Source organism: Acetobacterium sp. (genome assembly GCF_039830195.1).
GTDB lineage: Bacteria > Bacillota > Clostridia > Eubacteriales > Eubacteriaceae > Acetobacterium.
The window spans coordinates 39,238-61,709 of sequence record NZ_JBDODG010000011.1 but is presented as its reverse complement, the minus strand read 5'-3'; the positions used below and the strand labels follow the sequence as shown (position 1 = coordinate 61,709).

General features: G+C 45.9%; 18 protein-coding genes. 17 read left to right on the top strand and 1 reads right to left on the bottom strand.

The genetic code is table 11. The features are described 5' to 3' along the window. Positions 1-93: 93 nt before the first annotated feature. The 17 genes from fliF (at position 94) to ABGU93_RS03845 (ending at position 21,293) form a co-directional block, all read left to right on the top strand. The gene (fliF, locus tag ABGU93_RS03925; protein ID WP_347412196.1) at positions 94-1,689 is read left to right on the top strand and encodes a flagellar basal-body MS-ring/collar protein FliF; all 1,596 of its coding nucleotides are present in this window, start codon (positions 94-96) and stop codon (positions 1,687-1,689) included. Between the two features lie 28 nt (positions 1,690-1,717). Then, positions 1,718-2,722, top strand: coding sequence for a flagellar motor switch protein FliG (gene fliG, locus ABGU93_RS03920; RefSeq protein ID WP_347412195.1), 1,005 nt, complete (start codon positions 1,718-1,720; stop codon positions 2,720-2,722). Further along, positions 2,715-3,503, top strand: a complete 789-nt coding sequence (locus ABGU93_RS03915) for a FliH/SctL family protein (RefSeq protein WP_347412194.1) — start codon at positions 2,715-2,717, stop codon at positions 3,501-3,503. Before fliG ends, ABGU93_RS03915 begins: the two co-directional genes overlap by 8 nt. Positions 3,504-3,515: 12 nt before the next feature. Beyond that, positions 3,516-4,820, top strand: coding sequence for a flagellar protein export ATPase FliI (gene fliI, locus ABGU93_RS03910; protein WP_347412193.1), 1,305 nt, complete (start codon positions 3,516-3,518; stop codon positions 4,818-4,820). Beyond that, a complete protein-coding gene (locus tag ABGU93_RS03905) occupies positions 4,817-5,266 on the top strand; it encodes a flagellar FliJ family protein (protein WP_347412192.1) in 450 nt (149 codons plus the stop codon). The genes fliI and ABGU93_RS03905 overlap by 4 nt, the downstream gene beginning before the upstream one ends. A 40-nt stretch (positions 5,267-5,306) precedes the next feature. Beyond that, positions 5,307-6,221, top strand: coding sequence for a thioredoxin-disulfide reductase (gene trxB / locus ABGU93_RS03900; RefSeq protein ID WP_347412364.1), 915 nt, complete (start codon positions 5,307-5,309; stop codon positions 6,219-6,221). A 71-nt stretch (positions 6,222-6,292) separates the two neighbouring features. Further along, the gene (rpoN, locus tag ABGU93_RS03895) at positions 6,293-7,744 is read left to right on the top strand and encodes an RNA polymerase factor sigma-54 (protein WP_347412191.1); all 1,452 of its coding nucleotides are present in this window, start codon (positions 6,293-6,295) and stop codon (positions 7,742-7,744) included. Positions 7,745-7,918: 174 nt separating this feature from the next. Continuing rightward, positions 7,919-8,980 (top strand): sugar-binding domain-containing protein, encoded by a 1,062-nt coding sequence (locus ABGU93_RS03890; protein ID WP_347412190.1) that lies wholly within the window; start codon positions 7,919-7,921, stop codon positions 8,978-8,980. A gap of 56 nt (positions 8,981-9,036) precedes the next feature. Next, positions 9,037-10,041 (top strand): type I glyceraldehyde-3-phosphate dehydrogenase, encoded by a 1,005-nt coding sequence (gap, locus tag ABGU93_RS03885; RefSeq protein WP_347412189.1) that lies wholly within the window; start codon positions 9,037-9,039, stop codon positions 10,039-10,041. A gap of 126 nt (positions 10,042-10,167) precedes the next feature. Further along, positions 10,168-11,358 carry a phosphoglycerate kinase gene (locus ABGU93_RS03880; RefSeq protein WP_347412188.1) on the top strand — a complete coding sequence of 397 codons (1,191 nt, stop codon included), beginning with the start codon at positions 10,168-10,170 and terminating at the stop codon, positions 11,356-11,358. Positions 11,359-11,369: 11 nt separating this feature from the next. Beyond that, positions 11,370-12,107: a triose-phosphate isomerase gene (gene tpiA / locus ABGU93_RS03875; RefSeq protein WP_347412187.1), complete on the top strand. Its 738-nt coding sequence runs from the start codon at positions 11,370-11,372 to the stop codon at positions 12,105-12,107. Positions 12,108-12,350: 243 nt separating this feature from the next. Then, positions 12,351-13,886 carry a 2,3-bisphosphoglycerate-independent phosphoglycerate mutase gene (gene gpmI / locus ABGU93_RS03870; RefSeq protein ID WP_347412186.1) on the top strand — a complete coding sequence of 512 codons (1,536 nt, stop codon included), beginning with the start codon at positions 12,351-12,353 and terminating at the stop codon, positions 13,884-13,886. Between the two features lie 125 nt (positions 13,887-14,011). Beyond that, on the top strand, positions 14,012-14,242 hold the full coding sequence (gene secG, locus ABGU93_RS03865; protein WP_026394847.1) for a preprotein translocase subunit SecG: 231 nt from the start codon (positions 14,012-14,014) through the stop codon (positions 14,240-14,242). Between the two features lie 49 nt (positions 14,243-14,291). Then, positions 14,292-16,262, top strand: coding sequence for a sodium-translocating pyrophosphatase (locus tag ABGU93_RS03860; RefSeq protein ID WP_347412185.1), 1,971 nt, complete (start codon positions 14,292-14,294; stop codon positions 16,260-16,262). Between the two features lie 323 nt (positions 16,263-16,585). Then, the gene (locus ABGU93_RS03855; RefSeq protein ID WP_347412184.1) at positions 16,586-17,239 is read left to right on the top strand and encodes a hypothetical protein; all 654 of its coding nucleotides are present in this window, start codon (positions 16,586-16,588) and stop codon (positions 17,237-17,239) included. 96 nt (positions 17,240-17,335) lie between these two features. Beyond that, the gene (gene clpB / locus ABGU93_RS03850) at positions 17,336-19,939 is read left to right on the top strand and encodes an ATP-dependent chaperone ClpB (RefSeq protein ID WP_347412183.1); all 2,604 of its coding nucleotides are present in this window, start codon (positions 17,336-17,338) and stop codon (positions 19,937-19,939) included. A 256-nt stretch (positions 19,940-20,195) separates the two neighbouring features. Next, on the top strand, positions 20,196-21,293 hold the full coding sequence (locus ABGU93_RS03845) for a glycerol dehydrogenase (protein ID WP_347412182.1): 1,098 nt from the start codon (positions 20,196-20,198) through the stop codon (positions 21,291-21,293). An 84-nt stretch (positions 21,294-21,377) separates the two neighbouring features. Here ABGU93_RS03845 and ABGU93_RS03840 read toward each other — a convergent pair whose 3' ends face one another. Continuing rightward, positions 21,378-22,397: an aldo/keto reductase gene (locus ABGU93_RS03840; protein ID WP_347412181.1), complete on the bottom strand. Its 1,020-nt coding sequence runs from the start codon at positions 22,395-22,397 to the stop codon at positions 21,378-21,380. Positions 22,398-22,472: the final 75 nt, after the last annotated feature.

The following is a 22,472-nucleotide window of genomic DNA, read 5'->3' as shown; positions in this document are numbered from 1 at the left end:
AGATTTCATTTAATGATAGGTATCTCCTGTTTGAATGCAAAGATTTAATAATCAGCACTTACTGCAAATATTTTGGATGGATGAAAAAAGACAATGAATGAGAAAATTAAGAATGTTTTAGAAAAAATTAAAAACTTCTGGACCGGAACATCCAAAAAATTAAAATTGCTTATGATTGGCGGGGTTGTTCTGGTCTTGTTAGCTTCGCTGGGATTGACCGCTTTTTTAAATTATAAAGAGTATGTTCCCCTTTTCGAAGATCTGACCCAGGCAGAAACCACCGAAATTATGGCCGCCTTAACCGAGATGGAGGCCGATGTCAAGCTGGATGCCGGTGGTAACATCACAGTGCCAAAGGAAGATGAGTCTAGGATCCGAATGGAACTGGCAACCGCCGGTTACCCCAAAAATGGCTTGAGTTATTATGTTATCCAAGACAACAGTAGCATGCTTTCTACTGACTACGAGCGAAAACAATATGAAAATATGCAATTGCAGGAACGGATCGGGGCCAGTATTAAGACCCTGGAAGGCGTCAGCGACGCCATTGTCACCATTTCAGTCCCAACCGAGAATGTTTTTTATTTACAGGAAACAGAAAACACTACCGCATCAGTTATTATCCATTTAGAGACCGGCAGTACCTTATCCAAGGAACAGATTATGGGCATTCAGAATCTGGTGGCCAAATCAGTAGCCGGACTGAGCACCGATAATATCGCTTTAACCGATGGTGAGGGAAATGATCTGGTCAATAATATGGCATCCGCCAATGGCGGTGAGTCTAAAATGAAACTGACCAAGGCGATTGAAAATGATCTGACCCAAAAAGTAAACAATGTTTTAGACGGACCCTATGATCCCGAGCAATATAAGGTATCGGTAACAGCGACCCTGAATACCGATGCCGTCAAACAGGAAGCAACCGTTTATACCCCCTCCCCGGATGGCGATAATTCTGGTGTCATTAATCAGGAATCCTCCAGTATGGCGATTGCCAATGAGGATGGCACCGTTGGCGGTGTGGCCGGTACGACTGGCAACACCGATGTCACCACCTATGCCGAAAATGCCTTAACCAATGGCGGGGTGGTCACCGGGATCAATGAAAATACCACCTACTCGGTCAGTCAGGAAATTACCCAAACCGAAAAATTGGATCCGGCGATTGAAACCGTGTCGATTGGGATTGCTATTAATGATCCTGCGATGACGCCGGTAGCCCGGGAAAATCTGGTGCAATTAGTGGCCTATGCCGCCGGGGTAACCCCCCAGAGCGTCACCGTGCGTAACTTTGAATTTGCCCAGCCAGAAGTGGAACCTGCGGCAGAACCAATTTTCACCACCGAACGATTACTGGTATTTGGCGGAATCGGCGCTGGTGTGCTGCTGTTGTTGCTGGTCTTGCTGTTTGTGCTGACCAGAGGAAAAAAGAAAAAGGCAGATGGCAAAGAAAAGAAAAAGAAACGGGGCAAACGTGGCAAGGGTGCAGAAGAAGCGTTTGTTACTGACGAAGATGCTGAAACAGATGCACTGTTTGGTGCTCTGGCAGCCGATCGTTTAGAACCGATTGAACCGATTCATCCGCTTAAAGATGACAAAAAAGAAAAAATCAAAGAGTTCGCAACTACAAATCCGGAAATTGCGGCTCAGTTGTTTAAGTCATGGCTAAAGAATGAAAGTGAATAGATAATACGCATGAAGGATGTTGACGAATATGGATGTTAGTTTAACACCAAGACAAAAAGCAGCCCAGGTGGTTATTTCTCTGGGGGCAGATATTGCTTCCAGCATTTATAAACACTTAGCGGAAGATGAGATAGAGATTTTAACCTACGAAATCACCCGACAGGATAGCGTTCCGCCAGAGGTGGCCGATCAGGTTATTGACGAATTTTACGGTCTTTGTGTGGCTCAGAAGGTTTACATCGAAGGTGGTGTTAATTACGCCCGAAATGTTCTTGAAAAAGCGTTTGGGGTGCAGCAGGGTAGTGCGCTGTTAGAGCGGGTCACCAAAACGCTACGGACAAAAGCATTTGAGTTTATTCGCAAAGCAGATTATAAAAACTTAATGAACATGATTATGAATGAACATCCCCAGACCATCGCTCTGGTTTTATCCTACGCCAGAGCCGATCAGGCCTCGGCGATTATTTCAGAATTACCCAAGAGTATCCGGGTTGAAGTAGTTGAGCGGATCGCCAGGATGGATCGGACCTCGCCGGAGATTATCCGGCAGGTTGAAACCATTCTGGAACGTAAATTTGAGTCGGTTGTATCCTTCGATTTACTGGAAGTTGGTGGTATCAACTATATTGCTGAAATCATGAACAACATTGATCGTGGTACCGAAAAATACATCTTTGACGAACTCAGTAAAAATGATGCTAAACTGTCTGAAGAAATCAGGAAGCGGATGTTTGTATTCGAAGATATTGTTATTCTCGACCCCATGTCCATTCAGCGTTTTTTACAGGAAATCGACACCAAAGAAATGTCAATTGCCCTCAAAGGTGCAAACAAAGGCGTTACAGATGTTATTTTCGCGAATATGTCACAACGAATGGGTGATACGGTCAAGAGTGAGATGGAATTCCTGCATAATGTCAGGGTGCGAGACGTCGAAGAGGCTCAACAGAAGATCGTTTCAGTGATCAGAAGACTTGAAGAAGAAGGCGAAATTGTAACATCAAAGGGCGGAAAGGACGAGATCATTGTCTAGTATTGTAAAAGCTAAATGGGTTTCTCAAATCAATACGCCAATTGTGATGCCGGTTGTACATCAGTCTGAAGCTGAAGCCGAAGTCGACAACGAAGCGCAATTGGTTCAAAATACCGAAATAGCAGAAGATAAAAGCGCCAACGATGAAAGCGTTGAAGCCATGTACGCCGCCAATGAGCTGATGAAAGAAGCAATCAAAGCCAGCCAGGAGATTAAGGAAAAATCTCAGGAAACCGGCTATCAGGAAGGTTTTTCCCAGGGTTATGCGACCGGCCATCAGGAAGGCTTGCGGGATGGTGCGCAGGAAGGTTTTCAGGTCGGACTTAAAGACGGCTTGAACGATGGTATGAATCAGGCTGCAGCTGAGATTGAAAACAAACTACAGGAAATCAATGAGCTGCTCACAGAGATCAAAAGCGAGCGTCAGCGGGCTCTTGACAGTCAGCAGCAAGAGATGTTGGATATCTCCTTTGAAATCGCCAAAAAAATTATGAAACATCAGGTTCAAGAGGATCGGGATCTATTCTTAAAGTTTTTTGATGAAGTGATTCATGGGGACGAAGAGGATCTCAAAATTTATTTATCGGAGAATCAGAAAACCCTGGATCTGCATATCAATAAAGAAATGTCCGAGAAACTGAAAAAATTGGCGAAAAAATCCAAGGTGATAATCCTTAAGGATGAAGATAAAATCATGGTTGAAACCAATGATTCGGTCATTGATATGAGTCTGCCGGTACAATTGGATCAATTGGAGAAAGCCATCGAACAAAGTTCGTAACTGGAGGCGAAAATGAATACATCTGAGATTTGCAAAGCCATTCAACGGGCAGAAACCTATCATTATTTCGGGAAGATTGAAAAAGTCGTCGGTATGATGATTGAATCGGTGGGTCCGGAATGCAGTATCGGCGATTTGTGTAAGATCTTTGATCAGAATGCTGACCGCTTTATTTTAGCGGAAGTTGTCGGTTTTCGAGGTAATAAGGTATTATTGATGCCTTATGAGGAGCCGGAAGGCATCAGCTTTGGCAATATTGTCGAACCCACAGGGTCATCCCTGAAAATCGGGGTATCAGATGATATGATTGGCCGGGTCGTCAATGCGATGGGCGAACCGATTGATGGCGATGGTCCCATTCTGAACACCACGCCTTACGAAATTCAGGGCTCAGGGGCGAATCCCTTTTCACGACCATGTATTGACGATATCCTGGAATTTGGGGTAAAGGCAATAGATGGTTTATTGACGATTGGCAAGGGCCAGAGAATGGGCATCTTTGCCGGCAGTGGGGTCGGAAAAAGTACCCTGATGGGGATGATTGCCCGGAACGTCAAAGCTCAGGTCAATGTGATTGCTTTGGTTGGCGAGCGAGGCCGGGAGGTACGCCAGTTTCTGGAAAACGATTTAGGCCAGGAAGGTTTAGAACGGTCCGTTATTGTGGTGGCCACCTCGGATCAGCCACCGATGCAGCGAATGAAGTGTGCCCTCACCGCTACCACCATTGCCGAATACTTCAAAGATCAGGGCAATGATGTCTTGCTGATGATGGATTCCCTGACCCGCTTTGCCATGGCCCAGCGGGAAATCGGACTGGCCACCGGAGAGCCGCCAGTAGCTCGAGGTTACACCCCCTCCATTTATGCGATGATGCCAAAACTGCTGGAGCGCAGCGGGAATTTTGAAACCGGCTCGATTACCGGCATCTATACGGTGTTGGTAGAAGGGGACGACATGAACGAACCGGTTGCCGATACGGTCAGGGGGATCATTGATGGGCATATCGTCCTTTCCCGTAAAATTGCCGCCAGAAACCATTATCCGGCCATTGATGTGCTCAACAGCGTCAGCCGGCTGATGTCGAACATTGTCAGCAAAGACCAGATGGAAGCGGCATCATCTATGCGCAATATGATGTCGGTGTATGACACTAACTACGATCTGGTCAGCATTGGGGCCTATAAAAGCGGAACCAATCCATCACTGGACATCGCCATTAAGAAAATTGGCGGTATCAATAAATTTTTGCAGCAACAGGTTGACGAAAAGTGTTTCTACGACAACAGCGTTGAAGCTATGAAGAAGGCCGTCTTATGAAAAAGTTCCAATTCCATTTAGGGAAGCTCCTTTCTTATAAAGATCAAAATCTGGAAAATGAAATGATGATATTGGGCGGACTGACCCGGCAGTTGAGTGATGAAATGGATAAACAGCTGGATCTCGAAGATCAGCAGGAAAAATGCCAGAAAAACTATGAACGGGATATGGCAGCCTCAATCACCCCGACCGCCTGCCAGGTCTATATTCACTACATGTCTTTTTTGAAAGAACAGATCCAAATCGTGGAGAAGCGGATTGATGAAATTACCGAAAAAATCGATATTCAGATTGAAGTGGTAAAGAATTTAAAACTGGAAACCCGATCGCTGGAAATTGTCAAAGAAAACCGCTATGATGAGTATAAAAAGGAAATAGCTAAAGAAAACGAAAAAGAAATGGAAGAATTTATTACCACCAGCAAAATTATGAAGGATGGATCTTGATTTTCAAGTGAGATCAAATAAGCGAAAGAGGTGTTAAATGATGTATGATACAATTATAGTTGGAGCCGGCCCTGCCGGTTTGGCCGCTGGGATCTACGCCGCCCGGGGCGCACTCAAGGTGCTGATTATTGAAAAGGCCGGCATTGGCGGACAGATTGCCACCAGCTGGGAAATCGAAAACTACCCAGGTTCGCCACCAGATAGCACCGGCCCTGGTTTAACCGAGCGGATGCGACAGCAATGTGAAGAATTCGGTGTGGAGTTTGCAACCCGAACCTATATCAGCTCGCAGCAAACAGCAACCGGATTTATCGTCGCAACCGATGCCGGGAATCTGGAAACGCAAACCATCATCATGGCAACTGGCGCCGAACCCAAGCTGATTGGCTGTAAAGGGGAACGGGAACTGCGTGGGATGGGGGTCTCCTATTGTGCCACCTGCGATGCCAACTTTTTCAAAGGCTTAAAGGTTGCAGTCATTGGCGGCGGCGATACAGCTTTAGAAGAAGCCTTGTACCTGACCAAATTTGCCAAAGAAATTATCATTATCCATCGCCGCGATGAACTCCGGGGCGCCAAAATCCTTCAGCAACGGATCCGTGATAATGACAAAATATCGATGATGCTCAGTTGTGTGGTTGAAGAAATCAAAGGCAACGGCCTGGTGGAAGGGATCATGGTTAAAAATGTTATTACCAATGAAGTGATCGAAGTTCCGATTGACGGCGTTTTTGTTTTTGTCGGTCAGAAACCGAACTCAGAGCCCTTTGTCGGCCTGCTGGAACGCGATGCCCGGGATTATCTGATCACCGATGATGAAATGCGCACCAATATCCCCGGGATCTTTGCCGCCGGAGATATTCGCCGTAAATCCTTGCGGCAGGTGGTTACCGCCACCGCCGATGGTGCCATTGCCGCAGTAAATGTGATCAAATACATTGAAGAACTCAAGTAGATTGTGATATGATTAGGACTAACGAAAGTTAGTCTTTTTTTGATTAAGAAATAAAAACAATCAGGTGAAAAATGAATATCAAATTTGATTTAAATATGACCCAAACCCAAAAATTGATTATGACCCAGGAGATGCGGCAATCGATTGAGATTCTGCAGCTGACGGCGATGGAGCTTAATGGCCTGATCGAAACCGAAATCATGGAAAATCCGGTGCTGGAATTTAATGAGGTGTCGATCAAAGAGGTGGTACCCGTTAATGAAGACGGTGGACCGCTGAAGGGGGAACAGGTTAAAGAGGAACCGGCCCCGGAACAGCAGCCCAAGGAGGAAATCCAATGGGACGAATATTTTCACAGTATGGAAAATTCTGATTATCGGGGTCAGATTCAGTCAAGTAGTGACACTGATGATGAATATGGTTTTGAAAAGTTTACGTCCCAGGAGAAAACCCTGAACGAATATCTGCATTTTCAATTTAATATGCTGGAAAAAAACCTCAGTGATAGGGAAAAATTGATCGGCGAGTATTTAATTGATTGTATTGATGATAACGGTTACCTGATCATCGATATGGACTATATCAAAAATATCTTAGAAGCCGATGAAGAAAGTATCCAGAAAATGATTAAGATCATCCAGGGTTTTGATCCCAGTGGGGTGGGATGCCGAAATATTGAAGAATGTTTACTGATTCAATTGCGTCAGATGGGGTATGATGATGAAGAAGTGTTTATGGACATTGTCCGAAATCACCTGATCGATCTGGCCGATAACCAGTTTAAGCGGATCGCTCAGGACACCGGCTTATCAATTGAGGACGTCTATGAATTCAAAGAGGTGATTAAAACCCTTGAACCGAAACCCGGCCGGGAATTTTCCTGTTCGGAACGGGTGTCCTACGTGATCCCGGATGGGAGCATCGAAATTGTTAACGACGAGCTGGTGGTGAAGGTTAATGACGTGTCAGCACCGCGGCTGCGGATTAATAATTATTATAAGGGACTGCTGAAAAACCCCGATAAAAATGATGAAACCAAGCTATATCTTGAGAAAAAGCTGGACAGTGCCGCCTTTTTAATCAAAAGCATTGAACAGCGGCGGGATACCATCAAAAAAGTCATCACCGCCATTGCCGAGTCCCAGCGCAGCTTCTTCTTTGAAGGAGTGGGCGATCTGCGGCCATTAACCCTCAAAACCATCGCCGAGACGATTGACGTCCACGAATCCACCGTCAGCCGGGCTATTCGCGGCAAATATATTCAAACTCCCAAAGGCACCTTTGCCTTGAAGTTTTTCTTTAAACGGGGCTATACCCAGGGCGAAGAAGACCGCTCGTCCGACGCGATCAAACGTTATATCAAGGAATTAATTGAGCAGGAAGACAAGAAAAAGCCGCTCAGTGATCAGAAGCTGTCAGAATTACTACAGGAAAAAAATCTGGATGTGGCCAGGCGCACAGTCGCCAAATATCGCGAAGCACTTTTGATCCAACCCTCATCCAAACGAAAAGAATACCGGTAAGACTATTGACCAAAGACGAAATAACGTACATGCCTGCAGATCCTACAAAATTGGGCCTGGGATTTTCTTTCAGTTTTTGGTCTTTTTTAACTTGTTTTTAAATTTAAAATGGGGTATAATGATTTTGTCCCACCGGGACAAAAGTGAGCATGTATCCGAAAGAAGGGTGATTCTGTGTCAAATCAATTAAAAATCAGTAAGGAAGTCATTGAACTTCAACAGCTTGTCGCTCCGGAAGTGAATCGTCTCATTGAAATGCGTTACAATATTTTGTCAACCATCAGCAGTGAGCAGCCCATCGGACGGAGAAACCTTGCATTTGTTCTGGATATGAGTGAGCGGCAGGTCCGCAATGAGATCGACTTTTTTCAAACCCAAAAGCTGGTTTCAGTGGAACGGCAGGGGGTTGTCATCACCGATGCCGGTAAGGAAGCGCTGGTCCAGTTAAAGGGACTGCTTTATACCTACAACGGTCTCGAACAACTGGAAAAAGAACTGATGGATCGTCTCCATCTCAAACGGGTGATTATTTGTCCCGGCGATATGGATATGAATTACGAAGTCCTGCGATTTATGGGGCGTTCCGGGGCAAAATATGTTTTGTCGGTCATGAAGTATAAAGATACCCTGGCGTTGACCGGTGGAAGCTGTACCGCAGCCGTAGCCGATGAAATGCGGGAAGCCTTTTATCCCGATGTTTATGTCATTCCCGCCCGGGGCGGGATCGGAAAAAGCCATTCCACCCAGGCCAACAACGTCGTCGCCGAAATGGGCCTGAAGCTGCATTCCAACTATGAGCTCCTCCATTTGCCGGATAATATCGATCAGCGATTATTGGAAGCATTAAAAGATTATCCGGAAATAAAAAGGGTATTTAATAAAATGGACAACATCGATATCTTTATCTTCGGACTGGGTCGCGCCGATGTCCTGGCCGACTGGCGAAATCTACAAACCGCCGAAAAGCGTAAATTATTGGAGCAGGGCGCAGTGGCGGAAGCCTTTGGGCATTACTTTGACATTAACGGTCAGGTGATTTCACCCTCGAGTACGATTGGAATCGGGATTGACAATTTCAAAAAAATACCCCATGTCATAGCCGTGGCTGGCGGGGTCACCAAAGCGGAATCGATTATTGCGGTCAGTCGGATTCGTGAAAACATTGTCCTGATCACCGATGAAAGCGCCGCCAGAGAAATACTTAGAAAATTGCAAACCATGTCAGACACAAAATAGCGCGTGGCTGACTGAGTATAAATTTTAGTAAACATTATTTTAAGGAGGCAGATAATATGTCTGTAAAAGTAGCAATTAATGGTTTTGGAAGAATTGGTCGTTTAGCATTCAGATTAATGGCAGATAACCCAGCATTTGATGTCGTGGCTATCAATGATTTAACCGATGCAAAAACCTTAGCGTACCTATTAAAATATGATAGCGCCCAGGGGAAATTCAAGCAGGATGCCATCGAAGTTAAAGATGATACCATGGTAGTAGATGGCAAAGCCATCAAAATTTTTGCTGAAAGAGATCCTGAAAACCTGCCATGGGGAAGTATTGGCGTGGATGTAGTAATCGAATCTACCGGTTTCTTCACCGATAAAGACGGCGCAGGCAAACACATTAAAGCCGGCGCAAAGAAAGTTATTGTTTCTGCTCCAGCCAAAGGTGATGTTAAAACCATCGTATTCAATGTAAACGAAAATATTCTCGATGGTACCGAAACAGTTATCAGTGGTGCTTCCTGCACAACTAACTGTTTAGCCCCAGTTGCCAAGGTATTAAACGACAGCTTTGGTTTAGTCAGCGGTTTAATGACCACTGTTCATGCCTACACCAATGACCAGGCAACCCTGGATGCACCTCATAAAGACTTACGACGTGGCCGTACTGCCGCTCAAAATATCGTTCCTACTTCCACCGGTGCTGCTGCCGCAGTTGGTAAGGTATTGCCAGCTCTTAATGGCAAACTGGACGGATTTGCTTTACGAGTACCAGTCATCACCGGTTCTCTGGTTGATTTAACCTGTGTACTGGAAAAAGACGTAACCGCAGGTGAAATCAATGCCGCTGTCAAAGCAGCTGCCAACGAAACACTGGGATACAATGAAGAACAAGTCGTTTCTACCGACATCATCGGCATGTCCTTCGGATCTTTATTCGATGCCACTTTAACTCGCGTTATGAATGTCGAAGGCGGCAAACAACAGGTTAAGATCATCGCCTGGTACGACAATGAAATGTCCTACACTGCTCAATTAGTCCGTTTAGCAGAGTACGTTGCCACAAAATTCTAGTCAGCCCAAATATCTTTTAAAAAATAATTCAATAACCACACAAAACTTTTCAGAAGCTTATGCAAAAACATTGCAAAAGCTTCTGAAATTGTTTATAAGAAAATTAAGAACCGAGAGGATAAAAAGATGAGTAAAAAAACCGTATCTGACATCGATTTAAAAGGAAAAAAAGTTTTAATGCGGGCCGACTTTAATGTGCCATTGGATGAAAACGGCGTCATTACCGATGAAACCCGAATCACCGCCGCCCTGCCGACCATCAACTATATTCTGGAGCAGGGAGCTTCATTGATTTTAATGTCCCATATGGGTCGACCCAAAAATCAGCCCAACCCCAAGTATTCCCTGGAACCAGTAGCAAAAAAACTGTCCGAATTACTGAAAAAAGCAGTGATCTTCAATGATGACGGTGCGGTTACCGGATCGGTCACCGTTGCCGCTGCAGCTGGACTTAAACCAGGCGATGTGTTGTTACTTCAAAACACCCGTTTCCGGGGCGAAGAAGAGAAAAACGACCATGGGTTTTCACGAGAACTGGCTGATCTGGGCGATGTTTTTGTCAATGACGCCTTTGGTACCGCTCACCGGGCCCATGCCTCAACCGTGGGAATTGCTGAGTTCTTACCCGGCGTATCAGGCTTCCTGATTCAGAAAGAACTGGATTTTATGGGCAAAGCCCTGGAAAATCCCGAACGCCCCTTTGTGGCCATCCTTGGTGGATCAAAGGTTTCCGACAAGATTGGGGTCATCAACAATCTGCTGGAAAAGGTCGATACCCTGATCATCGGCGGCGGCATGGCCTTTACCTTCCTGAAAGCCCAGGGTTATGAAATTGGAAAATCCCTGCTGGAAGAAGATAAAATGGAACTGGCCAATGAGCTGGTTGCCAAAGCCAAAGCAAAAGGGGTTAACCTGTTATTGCCAGTGGATGTCGTAGCAGCCGAAGCCTTTGCCGCTGACGCGCCATTTGCGGTAGTGGATATCAATGCCATCCCGGCTGGTTCGATGGGACTGGATATCGGACCGGTAACCGCAGCTACCTTTGCTAAAGCCATTATGGGCGCTAAAACAGTCATCTGGAACGGCCCCATGGGCGTATTTGAAATGGCTGCCTTTGCCAAAGGAACTGAAGCCGTAGCAAAAGCCATGTCCGATTCTGATGCCATTACCATCATCGGTGGCGGCGATTCGGCTGCAGCTGTTAAAATCCTCGGCTACGAAGAGGGCATGAGCCACATTTCCACCGGAGGCGGCGCTTCATTGGAATTCCTCGAAGGAAAAAAACTGCCCGGTATTGAAATCTTACAAGATAAATAAAGGAGAATACGATGCGAAAACCAATTATTGCTGGAAACTGGAAAATGAATAATGATATTTTTGAAACTGAAAAATTGATGAATACCCTGTTGCCATTGGTTGCTGGGGCAGAAGCTGAAGTGGTTTTTTGTCCCACCTATCTGGGACTGCAAAAAGCCGTAGAAATGGCTAAGGATTCCAATGTTGGCATCGGCGCCCAGAATATGCATTTTGAAAAAAATGGCGCCTTCACCGGAGAAATTTCCGGGGAAATGCTGCAAGCCATTGGCGTCAAATATGTCTTGATTGGCCACTCGGAAAGACGGGAATATTTTAATGAAACCGACGAAACCGTCAATAAAAAAGCCATCAAAGCCCTGACCCTGGGGATTACGCCGATCGTATGCTGTGGCGAAACTTTGGAAGAACGCGAAAGCGGCAAAGCCGAAGCCAAGGTTGTCGGTCAGATGGAAGCCGGCCTGAAAGGGATTGAAGATATCACCAAGGTGGTCGTTGCCTACGAACCAATCTGGGCCATCGGCACCGGCAAAACAGCCAGCAAAGAAGAAGCCAACGAAGCCTGTGGCTGGGTCCGTCAAACTATCGCCAAAATGTTCGGCGAAGACACCGCCCAAAAAGTCCGAGTTCAATACGGCGGTTCCGTCAACCCCGAAAACATCAAAGACCTCATGGCCATGGACAACATCGACGGCGCCCTGGTCGGCGGCGCCTCCCTGAAACCGACTTTCTCAGAAATTGCAAAGTTTTAATTCTTTTCAAATTGCTGGAATAAAGAGAAAATTCTATAGCTACCAACAACAAGATAAATAATAGTAAAAAATCGAACAATGATTGCTTTGATGTCAGTTTCACAAACAATTTCGTAACGTGTAGGCGAACAGTCGATAGACTGTACGCCGTACAGTGTAGAAATTGTTTCGTGCAAACTGGCAGCGAAGCTCACGGTAGTTTTGTTATGGATCTAAAATATTTTGACCGAAAGGTGTGATCATATGAAAAAAAATTTAACCGCCCTGATTATTCTGGATGGCTACGGCTTTACCAGATGTACCGAGGGCAATGCCGTTGAACAGGCCCAAACCCCTTTTCTTGACACCATTTCCCAGGATAATCCCCATACCCTTATCACAGCCAGTGGCCTTGGCGTTGGTCTGCCCGAAGGTCAGATGGGTAATTCCGAGGTTGGCCACTTAAACCTCGGGGCTGGCCGGATCGTCTATCAGGAACTGACCCGGATTACCAAATCCATCGAAGATGGCGACTTTTTTACCAATCCAGCCTTTTTAGCTGGCATTCGTTCAGCCAAAGAAAATGACGGCGCCCTGCACCTGATGGGCTTATTGTCCGATGGTGGGGTCCACAGCCATGAATGCCATCTTTATGCGCTACTGAACCTGGCTAAAAAACAGGGTTTAAAACGGGTCTATGTCCATTGCCTGATGGATGGCCGGGATACGGCCCCCGACAGCGGGATTGGCCATATCAAATCACTTGAAGCAAAAATGGCCGAATTGGGAGTGGGAAAAATCGCCACCGTCATGGGCCGCTACTACGCTATGGATCGCGACAACCGCTGGGATCGGGTCGAAAAAGCTTATGATGCCATGACGATAGGCGCCGGCAATCATGCCGCATCGGCGCTGCAAGTCATGGAAGAAACCTACGCCGCCAAGATCACCGATGAATTCGTTTTACCAACCATCATCGATACGGTTGAAGATAAAACCATCAAGTCCAACGATACCATTATCTTCTTTAATTTCCGACCCGACCGGGCCAGAGAGTTAACTCGGGCCTTTATCGATCCCGAGTTCCAGGAATTCGAACGCAAAACTGGCTTTCTGGGCTTGAATTTTGTCACCATGACCCAGTATGATAAATCCTTTGAAAATGTCTCGATCGCCTATAAACCGGTGACCATCGACAATACCCTCGGCGAATATCTCAGCAATCTGGGCATCCCCCAGCTGCGCATTGCCGAAACCGAAAAGTACGCCCATGTGACCTATTTTTTCAATGGCGGACTGGAAAAACAATATCCCATGGAAGACCGAATTCTGGTCCCCTCACCCCACGTAGCAACCTATGATCTGCAGCCGGAGATGAGTGCCTATGAGGTGGCTGATAAAGCCGTCGCCGCTGTTGAAAGCGACAAGTATCAATTGATGATCCTTAATTTTGCCAATGCCGATATGGTTGGTCACACCGGTATTTTTGAAGCCGCAGAGCAAGCCGTTCAGGTCGTCGATGAGTGTGCGAAAAAAGTCATCGACGCGATTCTGGCCAAAGGTGGCAAGGTGATTGTCACTGCCGATCATGGCAATGCCGAAAAAATGATCGATTACGAAACCCATATGCCGTTTACCGCCCATACCTCCAACCAGGTCAAGTGCATTCTGCTTGGGGATGGCAATGTGACCCTGAGAGATGATGGCCGCCTGGCCGATGTGGCACCCACCTTGCTGGATCTGATGGGACTGCCCAAACCAGCTGAAATGACCGGTGAAACCCTGATAAAAGGAGAATAAAGTAAAAATCTGAAAGCTGTGACCGTTTACATAGGAAAAGTCTCGACTGAGACTTTTTTTATGATTGAAAATGTTTTTTGGTTATGATATTATAACGTGCACGATTATTTACGGAGGTGATACTAATGAAAGAAGCTTTACTGGTAGTTTTAATAATTTCCAGCCTTGTTCTTGTTGCCGCGATACTTTTGTCGCCAGGAAAAACAGCAGGGATGTCAGGAGCCATCGCAGGTGGTGCTGAGACCTTATTTGGAAAGAAAAAAGCAAAGGGATTTGAAGGAGTTTTAGAAAAAGCAACCAAAATCTCAGGCGTTTTATTCATGTTGTCGGCATTCGTTTATTCAATCGTATCATAACAGGCATCTGAATTAGAGAGATGCAAAAACTTACAGGGGGAAATTGAGAATGGAATTATTGTTTCTGGCTCCAGCTATTGGAGTCGTGGCGTTGCTTGTTGCGCTTATTTTTGCAAAACGCGTAACTGCAGTAGACGCCGGTACAGACAGAATGAAAGAAATCGCGGGATATATCCACGAAGGTGCTATGGCATTCTTAAAACGTGAATATAAAATGATCGCAATCTTTGTAGCTGTCTTATTTATTATTTTGACGGTTACACCTGGTTTAGGTTTTACCACTGCGGTATGTTTCCTGGTTGGGGCTATTTTTTCAATCCTGGCCGGATTCTTCGGTATGCAGGTAGCGACTAAAGCCAACGTCAGAACTGCCAATGCAGCTCAAACCAGCGGGATGAACAAAGCGCTTTCAGTAGCTTTTTCCGGCGGTGCGGTTATGGGTATGTGCGTTGTTGGTCTGGGGTTATTGGGCGTCAGTGTCCTGTACTTATTATTTGGTGATGTAACCATTGTAACCGGTTTTGGTCTGGGTGCATCTTCTATTGCCTTGTTCGGTCGTGTTGGCGGTGGTATCTATACCAAAGCTGCCGATGTCGGAGCTGACCTGGTTGGTAAGGTTGAAGCCGGTATTCCTGAAGATGATCCACGTAATCCTGCTGTTATCGCTGATAACGTTGGTGATAACGTTGGTGATGTTGCCGGTATGGGTTCGGATTTATTCGAGTCTTATGTTGGTTCAATTATCTCAGCAATTACCTTAGGTGTTTTAGTGCTTGATGGTTATAATGGTATTTTATTCCCAATGCTTTTAGCAGCAACTGGAATTTTTGCATCAATCATCGGATCTTTCTTTGTTCGTGGTAAAGAAGGTTCAAACCCACAACGGGCGCTGGACATGGGAACCTATGTCAGTGGTATTCTGGTGGTAATCGCTTCTTTCTTCCTGTCTAACTACTTTACAGGCGGATATTCGGCATTTATTGCGATTGTCGCCGGGTTAGCCGTGGGGATTGTTATTGGTAAATTGACTGAGTATTATACATCAGAGCATTATAAACCGGTTCAACACATTGCCCAGCAATCAGAAACCGGTGCTGCGACCACCATTATCAGCGGTCTGTCAGTTGGGATGAAATCAACCATGTTCCCGATTTTAGCGATGTCAGTTGCAATTTTCGTTGCCTATGCATCTTTCGGCCTTTTCGGTATTGCTTTAGCAGCGGTCGGGATGCTTTCCACTTGTGGAATGACCATTGCTGTTGATGCTTACGGTCCAATTGCCGATAATGCTGGTGGGATTGCTGAAATGGCAGAAATGCCAAAAGAAGTTCGTGAAATCACTGACAAGCTGGATGCCGTAGGTAATACCACCGCAGCCATCGGTAAAGGTTTTGCGATTGGTTCGGCAGCATTAACTGCTTTAGCTTTATTTGCTTCTTATGCTCAAACTGTTGGTTTGGAAAGCATTGACATCTTAAATCCTAACGTTATCATCGGTATGTTTATCGGTGGGATGTTACCATTCCTGTTCTCAGCCTTAACAATGGAAGCAGTTGGTTCTGCAGCCAATGAAATGATCGAAGAAGTGCGTCGTCAGTTCCGGGAATTTCCAGGAATTATGGCGGGTACCGAAAAACCGGATTATGCTAAATGCGTTGATATTTCTACCGCTGCTGCACTCCGTCAAATGATCGTACCGGGTTTAATGGCCGTTGCTGCGCCTTTAGCAATGGGGCTGATCCTTGGTGCTGACGCACTGGGTGGACTGTTAGCCGGCGCTCTGGTTACCGGGGTATTAATGGCCATCTTTATGGCAAATGCCGGTGGTGCCTGGGATAATGCCAAGAAATTTATTGAAGGCGGCGCTCATGGCGGAAAAGGCAGTGATGCCCATAAAGCTGCTGTTGTTGGCGATACCGTTGGAGATCCTTTCAAAGATACTTCCGGACCTTCCATCAATATTCTGATCAAACTGATGACCATCGTATCATTGGTATTTGCACCATTGTTCTTAATCTAAACAGAATTTTAACCATTTAATTTAGTCTAATAAGAGACCTGAATGCAATCACCGCATTCAGGTCTTTTTTGTCGTTGCGGCAGAAGATTAAGCCGGCAAAAATCGGGTATGCAATATAAGGAAGTGAAGCACAAGGGGACGGTTTTTCTTGTGTCTACCATAATATTTAAAAAAATGGACACAAAAGAACCGTCCCCTTGTGCGCCTTACCCTTGTGCGCCTTAAATAAATCTAAGCTAACACATAAATTGTGTTACGAAATATATAAACTGGTTGACTAAAGAATATTATCGAATTATAATTTATATAAAAGGAGTGATGATATGATAAAAAGTGTATACAGTTTAATGCTATTCGATGAAATAGTTGAGAAGATAGACCAAATTGCCTACGAGAACAATACCAACCGCTCCCAACTGATCAATGATATACTGGCTGAAAAAATCGGCCTGGTAACGCCAGAACAGAAAATTCAGAAAATTCTGGGACAGCTGGACGAAAACTTCAGTGATACCCTGTCGGTGAGTCAGATCAATAAAAATTCCAGCATTCAATTCGGTAAAAGTCTGAAATATAAGTACCGACCCAAGGTCCGCTACAGTTACGAATTTATCAGTAGCAAGCGGGGAAAATATGCGGTGCTGAAAATAAGTTCCCGAACTAAATCTGAAAATCTGAATGATCATTTTGATGAGTTTTTCAAGCTGATTTCCGGCATTGAAAAAGCCCAACGAGCGGATCATGGAGATTTGGCAGAAAACCTGACCAATCACAAATTTGTCCGGGCCTTTGAAGATGAGGGTGAGCTGACCCAGGACATCGAAACCGTCACCGACAATCTGACCCGCTACCTAAAAATGATCGACCGGGCGATGAACGTCTATTTTTCAAAAGTCGATGAAGCCGAAGAAAAAGATCTGCTCACCATCCTGGAAACCATTTACCGGGAGGATTACAAAAAAAGAAACCACGATTAGGTGTGAACTTTAGGTTAGCACTTCGCTACCGTTGTCGGTACTAACTGCATCGATTATTTTGAAATTAAATAAAATTATTTAAAACGAGGTACAATTATGGATATGAATTTATTCACCCAAAAATCATTAGAAGCAATCAAAACGGCGGAGCTGATCGCCGGAGAATACAACCACATGGAAATCGAGCCGGAACATCTGTTGATGGGCCTGATTACTCAGGAAAACGGCGTGGTCGGGCGGATCTTTGACCGATTGGGTAAGAACTCCCACACCATTGCCGATGAACTACGCCGGGAAATTGGCAAGAAACCCAGCGTCTCGGGGCCCGGCCGGGAACAGGGCAAGATCTATATCAGCGCCGACACGGACAAGGTTTTGAACGAATCTTATAAAGAAGCAAAAAAACTGGATGACCAGTATATCTCGGTGGAGTGTATTTTGCTGGCGCTATACAGTCTCGGCAAAAAATCCAAAACCGTGGAGATTCTGGAACGTTATGGCATTAACAAAAAAGATGTCGAAAATGTCTTAAAAGAAGTCCGCGGCGGACAGCGGGTGGTCAATGATCATCCCGAAGTTACCTATGAGGCGCTGAGCCAATACGGCCATGATCTGGTTCAGGATGCCATTGACAACAAACTGGATCCGGTTATCGGTCGGGATGCCGAAATCCGCCATGCCATCCGGATCTTAAGCCGGAAAACCAAGAACAATCCGGTGTTGATCGGCGAACCGGGGGTTGGAAAAACCGCCATCGTCGAAGGGCTGGCAATGCGAATTGTGGCTGGCGATGTGCCGGAAGGACTAAAAGACAAACGGATCATTGCTTTAGATCTGGGCGCGTTAGTAGCCGGGGCCAAATACCGGGGCGAGTTTGAAGAACGATTGAAAGCGGTATTAAAAGAAGTGGTCGACAGCAACGGTGAAATCGTCCTGTTTATTGATGAGCTCCACAACATTGTTGGCGCCGGCAAAACCGAAGGCGCCATGGATGCCGGGAACATGTTAAAACCGATGCTGGCTCGGGGCGAGCTCCACTGTATCGGCGCCACCACCCTGGACGAATACCGCCAGTACATTGAAAAAGACCCGGCGCTGGAACGACGTTTCCAACCGGTGCTGGTTGACGAGCCGACGGTGGAAGATACCATTTCGATTCTTCGAGGGTTAAAAGACACCTATGAACGTTACCACGGCGTCCAGATTCTGGATACCGCTCTGGTGGCCGCTGCTACCCTGTCAAACCGCTACATCTCCGACCGGTTCCTGCCGGATAAAGCCATCGACCTGATTGATGAAGCCTGTGCCAAGATCCGTACCGAAATGGACTCAATGCCCGAAGAAATGGACGAGGTCCGCCGTAAAATGATGCAGCTGGAAATTGAAGAAGTGGCCCTAAAAAAAGAAAAGGATACTCTTAGTAAGGAACGGCTGGAACGGCTCCAGAAAGAGCTGGCTGAATATAAAGAACGCTTCAACACCATGAGTATGCAATGGGAAAATGAAAAGCAGTCCGCCGATACGCTAAAATCCCTACAGGAAGAACTGAACCAGCTCACCTACGAACGGGAAAAAGCGATCCGGGAAGGGGACTACCGTAAGGCTTCCGAGTTGGAATATGGTTTAATCCCTGAAAAAACCGCCAAAATCGAAGAGATCAAGCGAAAAGCCGATGAAAAAGGCGATGAAGACAGTCTCAAACGGGAAAAGGTCACCGAAGAAGAAATCGCCGAGATCATTTCCGACTGGACCAACATCCCCTTAAGCAAGCTGGTCTCCGGCGAGCGGGAAAAACTGCTGGCCCTGGAAGATACCCTGAAACAACGGGTTATCGGTCAGGAAGAACCGATCCTCAAAGTGGTTGATGCCATCATCCGTTCCCGGGCTGGGATTAAAAACCCCAACAGTCCGATCGGGAGCTTCCTGTTCCTGGGCCCCACCGGGGTTGGTAAAACCGAGCTGGCCAAAGCCGTGGCCGCCACCCTTTTTGATAGCGAAGAAAACATGATCCGCATCGATATGAGCGAATACATGGAAAAATTCTCGGTCTCCCGTCTAATCGGGGCACCTCCGGGATATGTCGGTTATGAAGAAGGCGGACAACTGACCGAAGCCGTCCGCCGTAAGCCCTATTCAGTCATCTTACTTGACGAAATTGAAAAAGCCCATAAGGATGTTTTCAATATCCTGCTGCAGATTCTTGATGATGGCCGAATTACCGATTCCCAGGGACGAACCGTGGATTTTAAAAATACCATCATCATCATGACCTCCAACATCGGCTCCGAATATCTGCTGGAAGGGATCAATGCTTTTGGCGAAATTACCGAAAAAACCGAAGCCGCGGTGATGGAATTGTTAAAGAGCTATTTCCGACCGGAGTTTTTAAACCGGATTGATGAAATTGTCCTCTACAAGCCACTCAACAAGGAAGCCATCGGGAAGATTGTCACCCTGCTCTTAAAAGATTTGCAGAAACGACTGGAAGAACGCCGCATCACCGTCACTCTGACTCAGCAAGCCATTGATGCTGTCATCGAAATGGGCTTTGACCCGGCCTACGGCGCCCGACCACTGAAACGCTACCTGCAAAAACACATCGAAACCATGGTCGGCAAAGAAATCATCAAAGGCAACGTCCACGAAGGGCAGGCCATCACCATTGATGTGGATCCCAACGGGGATTTCTATATGGCCTAAAATTAGAACTACTAATGAGACCAACCTTACCTTCTTCGGTTTGGTTGGTCTCTCTATTTTTACAACTGCGTGTTTAACTGAAAAAGTTATAGAGCGAAACAAAAAATTACTGAAAACATTAAGAATGGGTAAAAAAAAGAAAATTGGGCAAATAATAGTATCAGCGCTGGACTGTATTTTTTAGATGATAACGAATTCATCGCCATGATTATTTGATATAATAATAACGAAATAAATTTATTTTCGGAGGTAGAAAATGCAAAAAATTATTATGTCTCCCAGCCGTTATGTTCAAGGTGCCGGAGAAGTTGGTAAATTACCGGAACATGTAGGAAAGTTTGGAACATCAGCGTTGGTCTTAATGAGCGGAACCATGATGCGAACCAAAGCGGACGAATTAAAAGCCAGTTTTCAAGCTGCGGGAATTAAATTTACACCCGAAAAATTTAACGGCGAATGCTCAAAGGTCGAAATCGCCCGGCTGCAGGAAATTGTCAAAGCTGAAGGTTGTGACGTGGTCGTTGGGATTGGCGGGGGGAAAACTCTGGATACGGCCAAAGCAACGGCCCACTATGAGAAATTGCCGGTTGTGATCGCACCATCCATTGCCTCCACCGATGCTCCCTGCTCGGCTTTATCGGTTATTTACACTGAAGACGGCGTTTTTGATGAGTATTTAGTGCTGCCTAAAAATCCAGAAATTGTGGTTATGGATACCGACATCATTAAAGCAGCTCCGGCTCGACTCTTTGTGGCGGGGATGGGCGATGCATTGGCTACCTATTTTGAAGCTCAGGCGACTGTGGATTCCAACGGAACCACGATGTCTGGCGCTCACCCAACCCGATCGGCACTGGCTTTGGCAAGCTTATGCTATGATATTTTAATTGAAGATGGCTTAAAAGCGAAGCTGGCAGTTGAAGCAGCCACCTGTACTCCGGCGGTTGAAAATGTTATTGAAGCGAATACCTACCTCAGTGGGGTTGGTTTTGAAAGTGGCGGCCTGGCAGCCTGTCATGCTATCCATAACGGCTTAACCGTGTTACCGGAATGCCACCATATGTATCACGGCGAAAAAGTTGCTTTTGGAACCCTGGTTCAGCTGGTGATGGAAAACCGATCCCTCGAAGATATTGAAGAAGTCATTGATTTCTGTTTATCAGTGGGTCTGCCAATTACTCTGGGCGAATTGGGCTGTACCGAACCAACTCCAGAAAAAATTATGGCGGTGGCGGTAGCTGCGGCTGATCCTGGCGAAACCATTCACAACATGCCCTTTGATGTGGATGCCGACACCGTTTACGCCGCCATTATGGCCGCTGATGCGCTGGGTCGTTTGTATCTGTGCGACTAAGAAGTAATAAAAAGAAAAGCAAATAACGCAAAAGGTCAAAATCCCCATCGATGGGATTTTGACCTTTTGTATTTTATAAACGTTTTAAACCAGCGGATCAAACAGCTCCCGGGTTTTTGTCAGCATCTCCCGGATCGGCAGATTGTAGGGACAGCGGGGTTCGCATTCGCCGCATTGAATACAATCTGAGGCGTTGGCAGCAAAACTGCGATAGCGGTCCAGCGCCCATTCTTCCAGATCGTAACGGCGGTAATACCCCTCGACAATAAACTGCATCGGGATATCAATGCCCTGGGGACAGGGAGCGCAATAGCCGCAGCGGCGGCAGAAGGTTTTACCAAGCGCTTTGGCATCAGCTTCCAGGGTTTGGCGTTCGTCATCAGACAAGGGTACAAAGTCATTGCCGACTTTGGTGTTTTTCAACACCTGTTTAACGGAATCCATGCCAGGGATCAAGACAGAAATATTGGGATTTTCGGCGACCCAGCGCAGAGCGTAGTTGGCGTGGAGAAATGCTCCACCGGCTAGTGGTTTCATGATGATCACGCCGACATTTTTGCTTTTAGCTTTTTCGAAGAGGGGTGCTCCTCGATTTTCTACTATATTATAAGGAAATTGAATGGTTTCGAATTTATCCTCTTCCAGAGCCCGGTCCAACACCTCATAACTATGGGAGGTGATACCGATATGTTTAATCAATCCCTTTTTTTTACATTCGACCAGTGCTTCATAACCGCCCTGGGGGCCCATAATGGTTTCATAGGCAGCCATCGTTTTGGCATTATGGAACTGATATAAATCAATGGTATCTGTCTGTAATTCAGCCAGACTGGCTTTAACATCTGCCATGACGTCTTCATAGCTGAGCTTGGGGGTTTTAGTGGCCAGATAAAAATGTTCCCGGCCCCACTGTTTCAGGGATTCCCCTATCATTTCTTCACTATTGGTGTAAGCTCTGGCAGTGTCAATGAAATTAACTCCTTCTTCAATAAGATTTTCAACAATTTCGTCGACTTCCCATTGGTTACAGCGTTGAATTGGAATACCACCAAACCCAATAAGGGACACTTCTAATCCGGTTTTTCCCAGTATTCGCGTTTCCATTTTACACCTCTTCTTTTATTGATTTTGATTATTTTAACATATCAAATAAAAAAAGTCACCTCTTATGAGGGGATT